The organism is Desulfonema magnum, assembly GCF_017377395.1.
In the GTDB taxonomy this organism is placed as follows: domain Bacteria; phylum Desulfobacterota; class Desulfobacteria; order Desulfobacterales; family 4be13; genus Desulfonema_C; species Desulfonema_C magnum.
Genome location: NZ_CP061800.1, coordinates 4,405,206 through 4,421,601, shown reverse-complemented (window position 1 = coordinate 4,421,601; position 16,396 = coordinate 4,405,206). Strand labels below are relative to the sequence as shown.

Genomic DNA, 16,396 nt, shown 5'->3' with positions numbered 1-16,396 from the left:
CGTGTTTTCTCCTTACTACTTAATCGGAAATAAGCGGCCGGACATCCGGAGTGCCAAACTTGCAGTTTGGCGCTATTCATCATCCGGAGTGCCGAACTTGCAGTTTGGCGATGATGATGTTGTTCCGGATGTCCGCTTTCAGGCGCTTGATTATTCTTTTCAATAAAGTCTGATATACCAAGTGACGGGGGTTTTATTTTTCTGAGTCAGCCACGGACGTTAAGAAAAAGATTATCCGAGGAAACCAGGTTTTTTCAAAAAAACCTGGTTTCTGTCTCTGACAACTATTTTCTCAGACAACAAAACATGAAAGTGAAATCAGAATGTTCCCACTTCCCACTTTACTTATTCTTCCATTCAGCTTTTCGTCTTTCCTCGAAGCTCTTAATACCTTCCAAAGTATCCTCTGTTTTCATGAGGGTATTCAGGAAATAATCACTTACGACCTCAACAGCTTTCGGAAAGCTCATTCCAAGATGGCGTTTTACCGCACGTTTGTTAAGGCGGATAATCAGCGGGCTGTTGACCTGAATTTCTTTTACCAGTTTATCAACCGCCTGGGTGAAATCATCCTCTGCAACAGTCTGACTCACAAAACCCAGGGATTTGGCCTCTTCTGCCGTATAATTCTTACCTGTGGTACAAATTTCGATGGCCTTGGCCGGCCCCACGAGTTCGGGCAGACGGACGACCGCATATGGCGGAAAGAATCCGAGCTTGATCTCCGGCTGTCCGAAAATGGCTTTTTCGGACGCGATGACAATATCACACGCAATCGCAACCTCCATACCGCCGCCGAGGCAGGCACCGTGAACCGCCGCGATTGTCGGCACATCAAGCTTGTTGATCAGTTCAAAAATGCGGTTAAACGTGATGACCATATCATCTACCATCTCAGGTTTGTGATCCCCCACTTCCACCCCTGCACACCAGCTCCGGCCTTGGCCGAGAATAACAACACATTTGAGATCATCGTCGGCAATAAGATTTTCCAGCTCGCCGTTAAGCTCGTTCATCATTTCGATATTGAGCACATTGTGTTTTGGCCGGTCAAAAATGATACGGGCAACACCGTCGGTCTTTTCCAACTTGAGATGCTTGAGTTCGGACATTTTATTTCTCCATTATTCAGTGCATGGTATTTGATGATTGGTGTTTCGTCTTCGGAGTTCAGGGAACAACACTGAACTCCAAACTTTTTTACGCCTTTTGAAACACGTAGTTCAGCTGCCCGTCAGGGAGAGTGTTGACTTCTGCCTTCATCTCCATTCCCACTTTGATGTCTTCATCAGCCAAGTTGCCGGCGATTCTCCCAAAGACCTTGTAATCTCCGAAATCAAGCAGCGCGATGGCGTAGGGCAGATCATCTCCGAATCCGATGGGGGCGTATTCCAATTTGCTGTAGGTAAGGAGCTTTCCTGTTCCGGAAATCTCAAACCATTCCATATTGCTGGTAAGGCACTGATAGCAATCTGCCCTGGGAGGAAAGAAACTGAGCCCGCAGTCCTTGCAACGGGTCCCCGCGACTTTGCCCTTCTCCAGATAGTCCATAAAGTCATTTGTCTTCGCGATGGAGGTAAAACTCACTGTCCCGAATTTTTTAAAACGATCATCCACTTGTTTCTTGCCCATTTTTTACCTCCCTAAAATCGTGACATTTCCGTAAAGCCCCACACCGCCGATATTATGGACCAGTCCGATTTCCGGGTCTTTCACCTGGATATCTCCGGCCTCACCTCTGAGCTGCAAAACAACGGTTCTGAGCTGAGAACCGCCGGTCGCTCCGATGGGATGTCCTTTGGATAACAAACCGCCGTCCACATTCACCGGAATGCTTCCATCTTTATACGTTTCTTTACCTCTGATCAGGTCTTTTCCCTCCCCGGGTTTTGCAAAGCCCAGGTTTTCATATGCCATCATCTCAGCAATGGTGAAGCAGTCATGAACCTCGGCCACATCCACATCTTTTGCAGTAATACCGGCCATTTTATAGGCCTGTTCGCCAGCCTGCTGGGCCACGGTCAGTCCGCTGAACAAGTCCCTTCCGGCCATGTTCACAGCAGTTGAGGCAGCGCCTATCCCCATAATCCAGACCGGCTTTTTGCAGAAGGCTTTGGCTTTTTCCTCATTGGCCACGATCACACAGGAACTTCCGTCCGCATTCGCACAACAGTCTCCTGTCCGAAGCGGGCTTGCAACAGGCATGGCCATCCGGTTTTCAGGATCGGAGAACATTTCAAATGTGACAGGTTTGCGATAAACCGCTCTGTCGTTGAGCTGTCCGTAACTGGCTGCCTTGACACGGATCAGGGCAAGGTCTTCGGAGGTGGTTCCGTATTTTTCCATGTGCGCTCTGGCGTACATGGCATAATATGCGGGCATCATGGTTCCGAACGGGCTTTCCCACTGGATGTCAGCGCCCCGCCCCATCCGCTCCTGGGATTCGGCTGAGGTAATTTCTGACATTTTCTGAAATCCGACAACTGCCACCATATCGTGAAGTCCTGACTCCACAAGCGAATAAGCCAGTTTCAGACCTGTGCTGCTGGATGAACACAATGTCTCCACATAAAACGTGGGCTGGGGATTCAGTCCCATATATTCTGCAAAAACCCCTGCGGGAGATCGCTGTTTGTCGTATTCCGGCGCTGAACAGATGACAGACGCGTCAATGTCTTTGGTTGTTATCTGGGCGTCCTGCATGGCTTCCTTAAATCCTTCAAAGGCCAGTTCTCTGACTGAACCCGGATACTGCCGAACAAAGGCACTCTGGCCAACGCCTATAATTGCTACTTTTCCCATAAATAATCTCCTGAGCGGAAATAGAAATTCGAATTTTAAGCTAAAGGTTCCGCGTTTCGAATTTCAAATTTCACCATTTATATATACTGTCCTCCGTCCACCTTTATCACTTCGCCGGTGACGTGCCTTGATTTATCTGACGCCAGGAACGTAATTACATTCGCCACGTCTTCTGCCTCGCCCACGCGTTTGAGGACGATCTCATTCATTGCCATGTCAACGATTTTATCGCGGGCATCGGATTCTCTGAGCATTGTGGTCTCAATCAGTCCCGGGGCCACGGCATTCACATTGACGCCAAATCCCCCGAGTTCTTTTGCAAGCGCTTTTGTGTAACCGACAATACCAGCTTTGGAAGCAGAATAGTTGCTCTGACCAAATTTCCCGCGCAGGCCGTTGATGGAGGTGACGTTTATAATTTTTCCGTATTTCTGATCTTTGAATATCGGCGCGACCTGACGAACGAAATTGAAATAGCCTTTTAAGTTTACTTCAATGACCCTGTCCCACTGTTCCTCGGTCATTTTCCAGCATACGCCGTCCCAGTTCATGCCTGCGTTGTTTACAAGAATATCAACTCCGCCGAATTCTTCCACTGTTGTTTTTACCACACGTTCAGCATCTGCAAAAGACGCAATATCACATTGGACAGCAATGGCCTTGCGGCCCATTTCCTGAATTTCTTTCACAAGACGCTTTGCCTCATCCGCATGTTTGCGGTACAGGATGCAGACATTGGCACCCTCACGGGCAAACTCAACAGAGGTAGCGGTGCCGATTCCCTGGGAACCGCCGCTGACGATGGCGTTTTTACCTTCTAAAAGCATTTGAAACTCCTAATTTGTCAGAGCCACAGCTGTTTCTGAAAGACAATATCTCTAAATAAATTAAAGATTCTGCCTGGCTCACCATGTTTACATGTTTGGATTCTATAAGATTTAAAGCTAAATTGAAGCTACATTACAGCTACCTTTTTATTTAGTCAAGCAAAAAAAGAATGTTGAGCAGGACAGCTGCGTCAAACAATTAAAATCTATTTAAATCAGATGATTATAGAAGCATTCTTCTTTTAATATAAAATGGACACAACTGACCCGAAACATTAAATGAATTTTCCTCATTTTTTATTATCCTTATTTAAAAGGCTGTTTTGCCTCTTGACGCATTGCTTTCTTTCCGGTACATAAAGCAAAAAAGAATTATTTTTTCAAATGATGGAATCTTTCTGAATAAAAAAATAAAGGCTGTGTTCCGGTTTTGGATACAAACCAATGCCGCCTGAATCATCTTGGCAAATATGGGGAAATATTCTGACCGTGGGACACTATCAAAATTAAAATTTAAGAAAGGATGGCACATGCCTCAGGAAAGGTATCCTAAAGAACTGGTTTTAAAAGATCATAAAGAAGTTATGCTAAAACCTGTGGAACCGGACGATCACAAAAGAATCGTCCGTTTTTACCAAGATATGCAGCTTGAATTTCGCTGGTTTTTGAAAGAAGATCCCTGCGATCCTGATGTGGTCAGAAAATGGATCGAAAACCAAAAATCGGGAAAATGTTTCTCAATACTGGCATGTTATAAAGACCGTATTGTAGGCCATGCTGCTTTGTTGTTGCGACTTTACGGCGGGAGAAAACATGTGGGGCGTCTTCGGACCATGGTTGCTCCTGATTTTGCGGGCAAGCGGCTCGGAACTTGGATGGTCTTTGATCTCACCAAACGGGCCATGGAACTGGGGCTTGAAAAAATTCGGTGTGATTTTGTAATAGGTGTCGAGGACCTCGCAGTCAAGGCGTTTCGAAATATGGATTTTGTCGAAGAAGGCTTACTCAAGCATTATATTCGGGATGAAAAGGGAAATTATCATGATTACCAGATTATGATAAAACATCTTCACAAAGAATGGAGCGATTTTTAGCCAGCCTTAACTTTTTTTCAAGGGTTTGAATTTTGCTTTAGATAACAGTTTCCTGCTTTCGCAGGGATAATATATTCATCAGACTGTTAAAAGACAATCAGCAATCCTCATGGCACATCAATACCAAAAACGTGCGGAGCGGTCAACTGAACTGGGAAACCTGACCATATGTTCTTTCTGTTCTCCGTCTGAAATCATGTCCCTGTCATTTAATGAAACATTCACAAAATACGCCCGATACAATCCCATTATTTCCAGAAAAGAAACCCTGTCCGATGTGGCTTCACAACCAGATACCAATGTGACACTGGCTGTTACGGATGATGGAAAAATTGTGGGTTTCAGCATTCTGGAATATCCCAAGCCTGATGAGCGGTGGATAAGGGTCGGGGAACGGATTATGATGGAGGTGTCGGTTATAGAAGTCAGCAGATTATGGCGATCAGCGGGGATAGCCAAAGACTTGCTCAACTTTCTTGTTGACCATCCTTTGAAAGAGGAGCGTATCTTCTATATGGTGGGATACTCCTGGACATGGGATATGGATGGCAAAGACATAATGCCCATGGCCTATCGTGATATGATGATTAAATTGTTTACTCCCTTCGGGTTCAAAATTTTTCAGACCAATGAACCGAACATCATGTTGCGGCCTGAAAATTTGTTCATGGCCCGAATCGGAACCAATATATCAGAGAAAATTCAGAAGCAGTTTAAACTCGTCCGGTTCAATATGGACACATAGGAGTGTCTGTGAAAGACCTCCGAGGTTTTGAAAACCTCGGAGGTCTCATGTTGCAGGCATAACAAAATATCATCATTTTTCAGAGAATCCCGAAACAGTTCCCCAAATATCATGTGGGACGGAGTTTGCAATCCCGTCCCGAAATAATTTACGGTCCCCGGCGGCAAATGTTTCGGACGGAGTTGCAAACTCATACGCATCAGGCTAAAAACATAGCAGCATTCTGATTTTATTAGGAATGATCGGGCTGTAGCCGAAAGGCAGAATCTCTATTTCCGGGCGTTCCGGAATCATAAAAATCCTTAGCCTGATGCGTATGGATTGCAAACCCCGTCATGAAACGAAACCCCGTCCCGACCCCCCCTCTCATATTTTTATTGGGAAAATTCCTGAGTCGCTGCCGGACGGGGTTGCAAACCCCGTCCGGCAAAATCAGAGTTAATAAAAACAGTAGGTTGTAATCTTAGCCTGATGCATATGGTCCCGACCCCCCCTCTCATATTTTTATTGGGAAAATTCCTGAGTCTTCAGCTTCATTAAAACAGCAAATTATCTAATATAAAAACATCTGATTTTATTGATATTATTTTTTTAACATCGCAGTTCTCCGCGGGTTCAGTGTTAAAAAAAAATCTGATCCGCACTTCACACCTTATAGCCTCAAACCCATACCAGACAACTCAGAATCCGATATCAATGCGCCAAAAGATGGATTATGTCAAATTCAGGTATTTCGAAGTGAAAAATAGGGAATATCCTGATTAAATTCTTTTTCAAATTCCTGTATGTATAATTTCAGTTATTCGGACAGACACAGAATTCAGTACTGAAAAACTTATTCACTCGATGTTCAAGTTTTTTTCTGTCATTCCTGCGAAAGCAGGAATGACAAGCTTTTTGTTCGAATCGGGTCAAAAAACCTGATCATCGAGTATTCAGATATTTATTCTTCGTTTCATCTGCTTGGTTCATCATGGCATTAGCTGATTTCAGTGTAATTTTTACGAAGAGGATATGAATTATGAATGAAAAAATACTTATTATAGATGATGAGCGGAATATCTTGGAAACTCTTGAGTATATGCTGACAAAAAAAGGCTTCAGGGTCAGGAGCGCGTCAGAAGGCGCTGAGGCAGTTGACATATTCAAATCAGAACCCTTTGATTTGGTGATCACTGACATCAGAATGCCGGTAATGGACGGATTTGAAGTGATGAGGCGGCTCAGGCAGTTGGACAGAAATGTGAAAATTATCGTTCTGACCGGTTGCGGCACACCTGACACAGCCATCCGCGCATTAAAAAAATACGGGGCTTATGATTTTCTCACCAAGCCTCTGGAAGATATTAATCAGCTTTTTATAAGTATAGAAAAGGCGCTGAAGGATCACTGGCTATATAAAAAAAAGAAATACATCCCGAACGTTAGCATAATCAGCAAAAAAATAAGGCAGGAAGTATTAATAACAGCTTAAATATAACGAAACAATCTCCTGGGAAATAAAGGACGCAGGGTTCTGTCCCGTGATTCAGAAAAACCTTAATTTTTTTAATACAAGAAGGGGAAAGCAAGTATGGAATTTTATGAACTGATACAAGAGGCGTTTAAGGAAGGAGATTCAATAGAGGCACTTTACGAAAAATGGATTGAAACCGGTAAAAAAGCAAGGGATGTTTTTGTCGAAACTTCCCCGAATTATGAAATAATCTCTGAGTTTATTGACCAGAGTACGGAATTCATAAGGTCAGCCAAAGAACTGTACCAAAATACCTGATGCGAACATCCTTTGGGGGAGGAGATAATTTTTTTGAAATTACACACTGCGAAACAGTCATCCCGCCCAATTTGAAGTTACATTGTTCAGCCGGAAAATCCGGCATTTCGAATTGAAATCTCACCATATGGAATATCGGATATAATTAAATTCTAGTTATATTGTCACCCAGAGGTGTTGTGATCAGCAAAATGCCCTCGCACAATCATGTAACTCGATGTTTAAATTTTTTTCTGTCATTCCGTTCGACAGAGACTTCGACCCAGAACAAATTCCTGCTTTTGCAGAAATGACAGGCTTCTCATCCGAACCAGGTCAGAAAATTTCTGATTATAACGGATTTAGGGGAAAGCCGAGCAAGCCCTGTAAGGGTGCCATATTTGTAGCAGCTCAGATTTTATTTTTGCGCTTGCGAAAAAAAAAGTAGGGTGGGTGGAGCGAAGCGGAACCCACCCTACATGTTTTGTATCAGGTATATTATTTACTTTGAGTTCCCTTATAATCAGGAAAATTTGGTCATCGGGCGCGTAAGGTGAGATGAAGCGCAAAATAGACTACCTTGCAAAATTTAATCCGTCAGATCAACTACTAAGTACTGAATCCCGTAAATAATGTCCGGGTTGCGGCACAGTTTTTCAAATCGTGCCTGACAAATTGCAAATTTGTTCCGCATAAAATTATTCTCTGTTCTACCCGTATATTAAGTACCCGATCAAAAATTTTTTATATATCTTTTTTTTTGCGAACAGCGGAGAAACCCGGCTTTTTCCGTCACAGGCCGCGGATCCTTCCGGTAAAAAAAGCCGGGTTTCTTCCCCGGGAAGATATCGAAAACTTATGGTTAGATACTTATTTATGGGATTCAGCATTAAGGAATTATGAAACGATGAGCATGTTATATACCAGAAGAGTCCATCCTCGTGAATACTACGAAGCGCCTCTTATTTATTCAAAGGAAGAGAGAGAATATTATCATGAAGCCACAATGTACAACTGTAGCGTAGGCGGTATGTATTTCGAGACAAGTGAGTCGCTGTATCCGCAATTATCGCTTTATATCAAAATGATAAATTTCTCACCAGACAGTTATAGCCCGGGGCTTTACAAGGTTTTCATGGCAAATGTGGTCTGGTGCAGGAAAATAGCTGATACGCCTGTTTACGGAGTTGGCGTCAGACATTTGGTCAGGGGCCATATTATTAAGCATGAAAATACTCACGGGGCAGGTGATTCCTGTGATTTATGCGGAAAAAGAAATTTTAAGGAAATACATAAAACAGAGGATGCTTTATATTTTTGTCGAAATTGTTTTAAACATATGGGAGGGATGACTCAGGGAAAGACCAATGAAAATATGCTTAAATTCATGGTCGGAAATCTGGGGTGATTTGGAATTTGTGATTTGGAATTTGTGATTTGCGATTTGCGATTCATCCCTTTTTCCGAAAGAACTGTAATCGGATAAAATATTTCGGACGGGGTTGCAAACCCCATCCGGCAAAGCGGCAACGGCAGGCAATATGAGGAGAATCCTCCCTTTGGGAACTTCTCCTCAAAATTTTGAACATTTCAAAAACTCATCTAATAGTCTTCATAGGCCAGAGATTCCCAGTTTGAAGGCGTGTTCAGTCGTTCGTCAATATCAACATTGAAAAAGTCTGCAAGCGGTTTGAATATTTCGGGAGTCTCCGCTTGTACTTTTCTTCCCGCTGCAAGAACTTTCTCCAACCCTTTCAGGGTCATTTTTCCTATTGGCTGACGGCATCTGCCCGAAGGCATTCCGAGAATTGACATCAGTGTCTTGGCTGCCAAAGGATTTCTGGCCCTGCACACCACATTTCCATAAGGGGTTTTTTCCGTAGTTGTAACTGTCACCAGTTCAGAAAGAGGCTGAAGCGCGGATGCCAGATGCTGAGCTTCTGAGAAATTGCCCTGTTCAAGAAGGCGAATCATTTCGGAAACCGCCCGAGGAGCGATATTTGAAGCCACGGAAATAAGCCCTCCGGCCTTTACTTCAGAGTCTGTCATCATTTTATAAGTCATACCGTCATCACCGGAAAGAATAGTGAAATCGGGTCCGCAACATTCCCTTGTGCGTCTCATATTTTCGATATTACCTGTGGCTTCTTTCACCGCATTTATATTCTTAAAGGCATTACTCAACAGGCCAAGGTCTTCAGGGAAGAGTTGCGTACCTGTTCTGCCGGGAATGATATAAGGAATAATCTGAACATCAGGAAATGCCGCTGCAACAGGTGCGATGTATTCTTTTCGGATTTCAAGCGAACTGGGACCGTTATAATAAGGTTCTACAAGCAATACCGCATCAACTCCGATATCGGCCGCATGTTTTGTGGCTTCAAGGCTCTCTTTTGTATTATTGCTTCCGGTACCTGCAATGCAGGTGCATTTATTTTTTGTTTTTTGGGCAACAGTTTCAATGACCAGGTTATGTTCATTCCATGTTAATGTGGGGCTTTCCCCGGTTGTTCCTACCGCCAGTATTCCGCTGATTCCGTTTTTCATCTGAAAATCCACCAGCTTTTCCAGACCTTCATGATCCACGGTATCCTCTGTAAATGGTGTTATCAGTGCTGTATAACTTCCTGTGAGCATATTCCCCCTTTTTTAAGGACAAAATTTTAACATACAGATTTTCAGAAATCTGAATTTCAGTACAGAGGATCACAAGATCATCCCAAATGTGAATGAAATGCCAATCCGAATGATCTTACATACCTCTGCTTACAAATTTGTTGAGTATAGTTTTACCATAAAAAAAAGACTGATTCTGACGGTTTTTGCTGACAGGCAGGTTATGAGTGACAAAGGCCCCGTGCCGCTGATGGCGAGGGGAGCCTCTCCGTACATCATGACAAACAGGAACGAAAAAGGCCATTTTCCTTTTTTACAGTTTCCCTGTGGTTCTGAGCCTCGGCCCGGGAACAGGATATGACAAAATTAACAAAATCTGCCAGAATCAGTAAAAAGACACCGCCTAAAAAACCAGGTTTTTCAAAAAACCTGGTTTCTTTTTCATGGCTGTTTAAGATAAGTACCTGATTAAAATCTTTTTTGGGTGTGATAAAATTCAGAGTTCCGAAGTTTGCAACCATTTCAGAACACTTTGAATATTATTTTTTATCCAAGCACTTAATATTTATGAGCTTGTCAAAGGAATGCAAACTGTTACATTGTCTCAGGCAAACTTTTTTCTGAAAGTTATTGTCAGCAGGTCGAAAAATTTCAAGAATACGAAGTCGGAAGCCTCCTCCGTCAGACAAGGATTTAAGATATACTGACCATTAATTTTCTGAAAAACTATATATTAAGAATTTTATATCCTGTCAAGAGGCTTATTTCATTCCAGGTTTTTCTGAGCATACATGGCTGATTAAACATTATCGGAAATAAACAGCCAGGCATCCGGAGTGCCAAACTTGCAGTTTGGCAAGGCATATCTTTCCGATAGGAACTCCCCGGGAAGTTGTCAAACTGCAAGTTTGGCACTCTTTGTTTCCGGTTCAGTCGCTGCCGTTCCGGTCCCCGGTTCTGCCTGCGTCGGGAATTCTTACAGTTTGGCAAAAAAATTCAGCAGGATAGGCTGAGGTTCGTCTAAAATAGAACTTGACCTTGCAAATGGTCTTCCGTTACGTTAGGAAACTCGAAATAAATAACATACCCGATACAAAAAACGTAGGGTGGGTGGAGCGAAGCGCAACCCACCGCACAAGGTGGGTTGCGCTTCGCTCCACCCACCCTACATCTCCGGGTATTTTATTTTTGGGGAAATCTCTTAGTAAAAAATCAGCAAAATATTGAATAAAAGAGATATGAAACTGGAAAGATGCTTTTTGTTTTGTTACTGAGGAGAGCAGCCTCAGCAAATCCTCCTGACCTTTATTTTCCTGGACATTATGATGCCGGAAATGGACGGATATACGATGCGAAAAATTAAAACAAAACAACGCGACCAGAAAAATTCCCATTATCAGTAGATCGAAAAGTTTCCGGATTGTGTGCGGGACAGCGAAGAAACCCGGCTTTTTTTTCAGGACGGGACGCTCTCCCGCCGGAAAAAGCCGGGTTTCTCCCCATATGCATCAGGCTAAGAATGCGGGACGGCTGCCGGACGGGGTTTGCAACCCCGTCCGAAACGTTTGCGGGCGGCGATCCGGAAAATATTCCGGACGGGGTTGCAAACCCCGTCCGGCAAAATCAGAGTTAATAAAAACAGTAGGTTGTAATCTTAGCCTGATGCATATGGGGTTTCTCCCCCGTCCGCCCTGTGACAGCCTGAAAACTTTTCGATCTACTGATTATATTTGTTTCCGTACTGGAAGAAGAAGAAAATGGTGAGGAGGAGGAAATTTTGCCACAGTTTACAGAAATAAAGCAACGCTTCACTGATAAAGCGACTCGATTCAGAGAATTGGTCCGTTAAAATGAGGAAAGAGATATGGAAAAACAACAGCCTGTTTTAGGAAAATATTTTACTCTGTTAATCGGTTTGGCAGCGCTGACAGGCCTGTATCTGAGCAGCCTCTTCAGCTACCTCCTTTTTCACAATATAGCGGAAATATTCAGCATTATCGTGGCATGCGGCATCTTCATGATAGCCTGGAACTCCAGAAAATATCTGAATAATGATTATCTGATCTTCATCGCCATTGCCTATCTGTTTATCGGAGGACTGGATCTTCTGCACACCCTGTCTTATAAAGGAATGAAAATCTTTAAAGACAACAGTGATTACGCAACCCAGTTATGGATCGCGGCGCGTTACCTGGAAAGCCTTACACTTCTGGTTGGTTTTATCTTTTTTCTCAGAGGAAAAACAGTAAAACCGTATTTCATTTTTTTATGCTACACGCTTATTTCTTTTATGATCATTATGTCTGTCTTTTATTGGGAAATATTCCCAATCTGTTTTATTGAAGGAAAAGGGCTGACACCGTTTAAAAAAATAAGTGAGTATATTATTTCTTTTATCTTATTGGCAGACATTTTGTTATTATTCAAGTATCAGGAAAAATTTGAAGAAAATGTATTCAGGCTTCTGATATGCTCAATGATTTTTACAATTATCGCAGAACTGGCGTTCACATTTTATATCAGTACTTACGGCTTCTCAAATCTGGTGGGTCATTATTTTAAGATATTTTCTTTTTATGCAATTTACAAAGCCATTATTGAAACCGGTATAGTAAGACCATATGATCTTATTTTCAGAGAACTTGTCATAAAGGAACAAAATCTTCAGCAAGCCAAAGAAATGGCAGATATTGCCAACCGCGCAAAAAGCGAATTTCTTGCCAATATGAGCCATGAACTTCGCACCCCCCTTAACGGAATTCTGGGGTATGCCCAGATCCTCAGAATGGAGGATACACTGACCGACTCTCAGAAAACAGGTATTGATGTTATCGAACGCAGCGGAAAGCATCTCCTGAATCTGATCAATGAGATTCTGGACCTCTCCAAAATCGAAGCCCGGAAGATGGACATTTGCGAGTCCGGTTTTCTTTTTTCTGAATTTCTGAGCGCTCTGGTGAAAATCATTCAGATTCAGGCACAGAAAAAGGAGATATTGTTTCATGCTGAAATTGCGCCTGATCTCCCCAAAGCTGTCCGAGGCGATGAAAAACGGCTGAATCAGATTTTGCTCAATCTCCTGAGCAACGCTGTCAAATTCACTCAGAAAGGAAATGTTATCCTCCGAGTTTCGAGGTGTGGCGCGCAAGTCGCCAGTGACGCTCCGGTCTCCCGGATTCATTTTCAGATAGAAGATACAGGCACCGGTATTCCCGAAGATCGCTTGGAAGACATTTTTTCGCCCTTCAGACAGATAGGCGAACACAGCCGTTCCATTGAAGGCACAGGTCTGGGACTGACCATCAGCCGCGAACTTGTCCGGCTCATGGGCGGGGAACTCAAGGTAAAAAGCATTATAGGGAAAGGCAGTCTATTCTCATTTGATATAGAACTGCCGGAAACTTCCGAACATACGGAAAAAATATCAGATGGGCAGCATATCATCGGTTACGCCCCCCTTAACCGTCTTAATCCTCTTCTGAAGAGAGAAAAGGAGAGATTTAAAATCCTGGTGACGGATGACAGATGGGAGAACCGGGCCGTCCTGGTCAGTCTGCTTTCATCTCTGGAGTTTGAAGTGCTTGAAGCAGATGACGGCAGTGAGGGACTCCGCAAGGCTTCCGAATCCGAGCCTGATCTGATTTTTATGGACCTGGTGATGCCCGTGATGGACGGATTTGAGGCAACGCGCCGAATACGAAAAACCTCAGCGCTGAACCATACGAAAATTGTTGCTGTTTCAGCAAGCTCCTCCTGTTCGCCCCGGCAAATCATCTCTGAACACGGTTTTGATGATTTCATTCCAAAACCTGTGCAGATCCAAAAAATTTTCAAGGCATTGGAAACGCATCTGCAATTGGAATGGAAATACAAAAAAAGCTCGGAATCTGTTATAAAAGAGCTTGACTTAAAACAAAATGATGACCTTGTGGCACCGCCGCTGTCAGACATAAGAATACTTTATAAACTTGCCCGGGGCGGCGATATTGTGGGAATTCGTAAACATCTGGATATCATTGAACAGTCAGACGGACAATATATTTTATTTGTGAAAAAAATTCGTAACTTGGCAAGAACATTTCAAATAAAGGAAATTCGTGAACTGGCAAAAAAATATATCGGAGATAACGCATGAATATCAGTGAAATACAGGGTTCTGTAATTTTAATTGTTGATGACAATCCGACAAATCTGGGAACACTTTTTGATTATTTAAGCAAATTTAATTTTACAATTCTGGTGGCTCAGAGCGGAGAAGACGTTCTCGAACTGGTCAGAGAAAACACGCCGGACATCATTCTTTTAGACATCCTCATGCCCGGCATGGACGGTTTTGAAACCTGCCTCCGACTGAAAGCAGATGAGAAAACAAAAGATATCCCTGTGCTGTTTGTGAGTTCTCTTTCTGAAACCGTTGACAAAGTCAGGGGATTTGAAGCCGGGGGCATTGATTATATTACCAAACCCTTTCATCAGGAAGAGGTTCTGGCACGGGTCAGCACACATCTTAATGTTCATAAGCTGAGAAAAGAGCTTCAAGAAAAAAATATCCGTCTGCAAGAGGAAATTATTGAGCGCGAACGTGCGGAAAAAGCACTGCGAAAATCTGAAGAAAAATACAGGATTCTTGTTGAAGCCGCGGACGACAGTATTTTACTGCTGGATATGGAATTTCGTCTTCTGTTTGCAAATATGACTTATTACACCAGCCTGGGATATGAAAAAGAAAGAGATATGGCACCGGAATGGCTTTCCCAAATTCATTCGGATGATGTCCCCATGGTAAAAAAGAAAAGAGCGGAACTGCTTGAAACAGGAAGGACCGAAAATGAATATCGGATCAGACATCGGAAAGGACACTGGGTCTGTCGCTCTGCCAAGTCAGTTGTTATATATGACGAAGATAAAAAGCCGGAAGCAATTCTGGCGATCATCAGGGATATCAGCGACCGAAAGCAAATGGAAGAAGAACTTCGCCGAGCTAAGGAATCCGCGGAATCCGCGAACAAGGCCAAAAGTGAATTTCTCGCCAATATGAGCCATGACATCAGAACGCCGATGAATGCGATTCTGGGATTTACAGAACTGCTTGAGGGAAAAATACAGGATCCGCAGCAAAAACACTATCTCTCGGCAATCAAAGCTGGCGGAAAAACCCTGCTGGGCCTGATCAATGATATTCTTGACTTGTCCAAAATTGAGGCTGGCAAACTGAATTTAGAGTATTCGCCTGTTTCTCTGGCTTCTGTGTTTAATGAAACAGAACAGATGTTCTCCCATAAAATTGCGGAAAAGGGCCTGGATTTCATTGTCGAAACAAGTCCGAATTTTCCGGAAACAATTCTGCTTGATGAAATCCGTCTGCGTCAGATACTTATGAATCTCGTGGGGAACGCTGTCAAATTCACTGAATCAGGCTATATAAAATTGTATGCGAGCCATCATGCATATGAGGACCGCAACACACCGGACATTATTTTTTCAGTGGAGGATACGGGTATCGGCATCCCGGGAGACCAAAGAGAGTCCATTTTCGGAGCATTTGAACAGCAACAAGGACAAAGTCACGCCAGATTCGGCGGAACAGGTCTGGGACTGGCGATCACAAAACAGCTGGTGGAAATGATGGGCGGAGAGATTTATGTTAACGGAGAAGTCGGCAAGGGCAGCACTTTTCATATCAACTTCAGAAATGTTGCCCTGTCGCCTGTTTCCAAGTCAGAGAAAAAAAAAGAAACCAGCGATGCTGTCAGGTTCAGAAAATCATCGCTTCTGGTGGCAGATGATGTGAAATTCAATCGCACACTTGTAAAAAGTTATCTTATAAAGCATCCGGAGATTCACATCATTGAAGCGGAAAATGGAAAAGAGGCTGCTGAACTGACAAAATATCATCAGCCGGATGTCATTCTCATGGATATGAAAATGCCAGTTACAGACGGATATGAGGCCACACGGATCATTAAAACAGATAACGCCCTGAAACATATTCCGGTTATTGCAATCACAGCAGAAGCCATGAAAGAAGAGATTGAAAAAATAACAAATATCTGCGATGCTTATGTGACAAAGCCGCTGGGCAGAACCAAACTCATTCACACATTGGCCAAGTTTCTGAAACACTCAGTCGGGGAATCGGAAATTCCGGATCACGAATATGCCCTGTCCGAAACCAAAGACAGAGATATCCCGGAAGTAACAGACTCCGAAACCCTGGCAAGACTTCCGAACCTGCTTGAAATACTGGAAGATCAGGTAAACGTATGGGAAGAGATATCTGAAATATTAACCATTAATGACATTGAAGATTTCGCGGACAAGATGAAACTCCTCGGAACAAAATATAATTATAAATCGCTTGCAAGCTGGGGAGATCGCCTGTTATTACAGGCAACCATGTTTGACGTAGAATCACTGTCAGAAACATTGAAAAAATTTCCTGACATAATTGATAACATAAAAATAAAACTCGAAAAATAAGACTTAACTCTTTCTGATTACAGCGAATTTAGGCAAGGGACAGAGATTAGCCAGGCCAGCAAGGGCATTATAGTTGTAG

At 43.1% G+C, this 16,396-nt stretch carries 13 protein-coding genes; 7 read left to right on the top strand and 6 right to left on the bottom strand.

What is annotated here, in order from left to right; translation table 11 throughout:
• Positions 1–341: 341 nt before the first annotated feature.
• From dnm_RS16915 to dnm_RS16900, 4 genes are all read right to left on the bottom strand, one after another.
• Entirely contained in the window at positions 342–1,112 is a 771-nt protein-coding gene (locus dnm_RS16915) for an enoyl-CoA hydratase/isomerase family protein (protein WP_207678092.1), read from the bottom strand.
• An 88-nt stretch (positions 1,113–1,200) separates the two neighbouring features.
• Positions 1,201–1,632, bottom strand: a complete 432-nt coding sequence (locus dnm_RS16910) for a Zn-ribbon domain-containing OB-fold protein (RefSeq protein WP_207678091.1) — start codon at positions 1,630–1,632, stop codon at positions 1,201–1,203.
• 3 nt (positions 1,633–1,635) lie between these two features.
• Positions 1,636–2,802, bottom strand: a complete 1,167-nt coding sequence (locus dnm_RS16905) for a thiolase C-terminal domain-containing protein (RefSeq protein WP_207678090.1) — start codon at positions 2,800–2,802, stop codon at positions 1,636–1,638.
• A 77-nt stretch (positions 2,803–2,879) separates the two neighbouring features.
• Positions 2,880–3,629 (bottom strand): SDR family NAD(P)-dependent oxidoreductase, encoded by a 750-nt coding sequence (locus dnm_RS16900; protein ID WP_207678089.1) that lies wholly within the window; start codon positions 3,627–3,629, stop codon positions 2,880–2,882.
• A gap of 530 nt (positions 3,630–4,159) precedes the next feature.
• On the opposite strand from dnm_RS16900, the gene dnm_RS16895 reads away from it, so the two are divergent.
• The 5 genes from dnm_RS16895 (at position 4,160) to dnm_RS16875 (ending at position 8,629) form a co-directional block, all read left to right on the top strand.
• Positions 4,160–4,723 (top strand): GNAT family N-acetyltransferase, encoded by a 564-nt coding sequence (locus dnm_RS16895; protein WP_207678088.1) that lies wholly within the window; start codon positions 4,160–4,162, stop codon positions 4,721–4,723.
• Positions 4,724–4,832: 109 nt separating this feature from the next.
• Positions 4,833–5,468 (top strand): GNAT family N-acetyltransferase, encoded by a 636-nt coding sequence (locus dnm_RS16890; protein WP_207678087.1) that lies wholly within the window; start codon positions 4,833–4,835, stop codon positions 5,466–5,468.
• Between the two features lie 1,021 nt (positions 5,469–6,489).
• A complete protein-coding gene (locus tag dnm_RS16885) occupies positions 6,490–6,942 on the top strand; it encodes a sigma-54-dependent transcriptional regulator (RefSeq protein WP_207678086.1) in 453 nt (150 codons plus the stop codon).
• A gap of 99 nt (positions 6,943–7,041) precedes the next feature.
• Entirely contained in the window at positions 7,042–7,242 is a 201-nt protein-coding gene (locus dnm_RS16880) for a hypothetical protein (RefSeq protein ID WP_207678085.1), read from the top strand.
• 886 nt (positions 7,243–8,128) lie between these two features.
• Positions 8,129–8,629, top strand: coding sequence for a PilZ domain-containing protein (locus dnm_RS16875; protein ID WP_207678084.1), 501 nt, complete (start codon positions 8,129–8,131; stop codon positions 8,627–8,629).
• 194 nt (positions 8,630–8,823) lie between these two features.
• Here the strand turns inward: dnm_RS16875 and dapA are convergent, their stop codons facing one another.
• The gene (gene dapA / locus dnm_RS16870; protein WP_207678083.1) at positions 8,824–9,858 is read right to left on the bottom strand and encodes a 4-hydroxy-tetrahydrodipicolinate synthase; all 1,035 of its coding nucleotides are present in this window, start codon (positions 9,856–9,858) and stop codon (positions 8,824–8,826) included.
• A gap of 254 nt (positions 9,859–10,112) precedes the next feature.
• The gene (locus dnm_RS16865) at positions 10,113–10,358 is read right to left on the bottom strand and encodes a hypothetical protein (protein ID WP_207678082.1); all 246 of its coding nucleotides are present in this window, start codon (positions 10,356–10,358) and stop codon (positions 10,113–10,115) included.
• Positions 10,359–11,701: 1,343 nt separating this feature from the next.
• On the opposite strand from dnm_RS16865, the gene dnm_RS16860 reads away from it, so the two are divergent.
• On the top strand, positions 11,702–13,972 hold the full coding sequence (locus dnm_RS16860) for an MASE3 domain-containing protein (protein WP_207678081.1): 2,271 nt from the start codon (positions 11,702–11,704) through the stop codon (positions 13,970–13,972).
• On the top strand, positions 13,969–16,317 hold the full coding sequence (locus dnm_RS16855) for a response regulator (RefSeq protein WP_207678080.1): 2,349 nt from the start codon (positions 13,969–13,971) through the stop codon (positions 16,315–16,317). Before dnm_RS16860 ends, dnm_RS16855 begins: the two co-directional genes overlap by 4 nt.
• Positions 16,318–16,396: the final 79 nt, after the last annotated feature.

Bases quoted from the DNA above. Each gene is read 5' to 3' on its own strand.
- dnm_RS16910 (WP_207678091.1), bottom strand. From the start codon at position 1,632: ATGGGCAAGAAACAAGTGGATGATCGTTTTAAAAAATTCGGGACAGTG.
- dnm_RS16865 (WP_207678082.1), bottom strand. From the start codon at position 10,358: ATGGTTGCAAACTTCGGAACTCTGAATTTTATCACACCCAAAAAAGAT.
- dnm_RS16885 (WP_207678086.1), top strand. From the start codon at position 6,490: ATGAATGAAAAAATACTTATTATAGATGATGAGCGGAATATCTTGGAA.
- dnm_RS16915 (WP_207678092.1), bottom strand. From the start codon at position 1,112: ATGTCCGAACTCAAGCATCTCAAGTTGGAAAAGACCGACGGTGTTGCC.
- dnm_RS16905 (WP_207678090.1), bottom strand. From the start codon at position 2,802: ATGGGAAAAGTAGCAATTATAGGCGTTGGCCAGAGTGCCTTTGTTCGG.
- dnm_RS16900 (WP_207678089.1), bottom strand. From the start codon at position 3,629: ATGCTTTTAGAAGGTAAAAACGCCATCGTCAGCGGCGGTTCCCAGGGA.
- dapA (WP_207678083.1), bottom strand. From the start codon at position 9,858: ATGCTCACAGGAAGTTATACAGCACTGATAACACCATTTACAGAGGAT.
- dnm_RS16855 (WP_207678080.1), top strand. From the start codon at position 13,969: ATGAATATCAGTGAAATACAGGGTTCTGTAATTTTAATTGTTGATGAC.
- dnm_RS16860 (WP_207678081.1), top strand. From the start codon at position 11,702: ATGGAAAAACAACAGCCTGTTTTAGGAAAATATTTTACTCTGTTAATC.
- dnm_RS16895 (WP_207678088.1), top strand. From the start codon at position 4,160: ATGCCTCAGGAAAGGTATCCTAAAGAACTGGTTTTAAAAGATCATAAA.
- dnm_RS16880 (WP_207678085.1), top strand. From the start codon at position 7,042: ATGGAATTTTATGAACTGATACAAGAGGCGTTTAAGGAAGGAGATTCA.
- dnm_RS16875 (WP_207678084.1), top strand. From the start codon at position 8,129: ATGAGCATGTTATATACCAGAAGAGTCCATCCTCGTGAATACTACGAA.
- dnm_RS16890 (WP_207678087.1), top strand. From the start codon at position 4,833: ATGGCACATCAATACCAAAAACGTGCGGAGCGGTCAACTGAACTGGGA.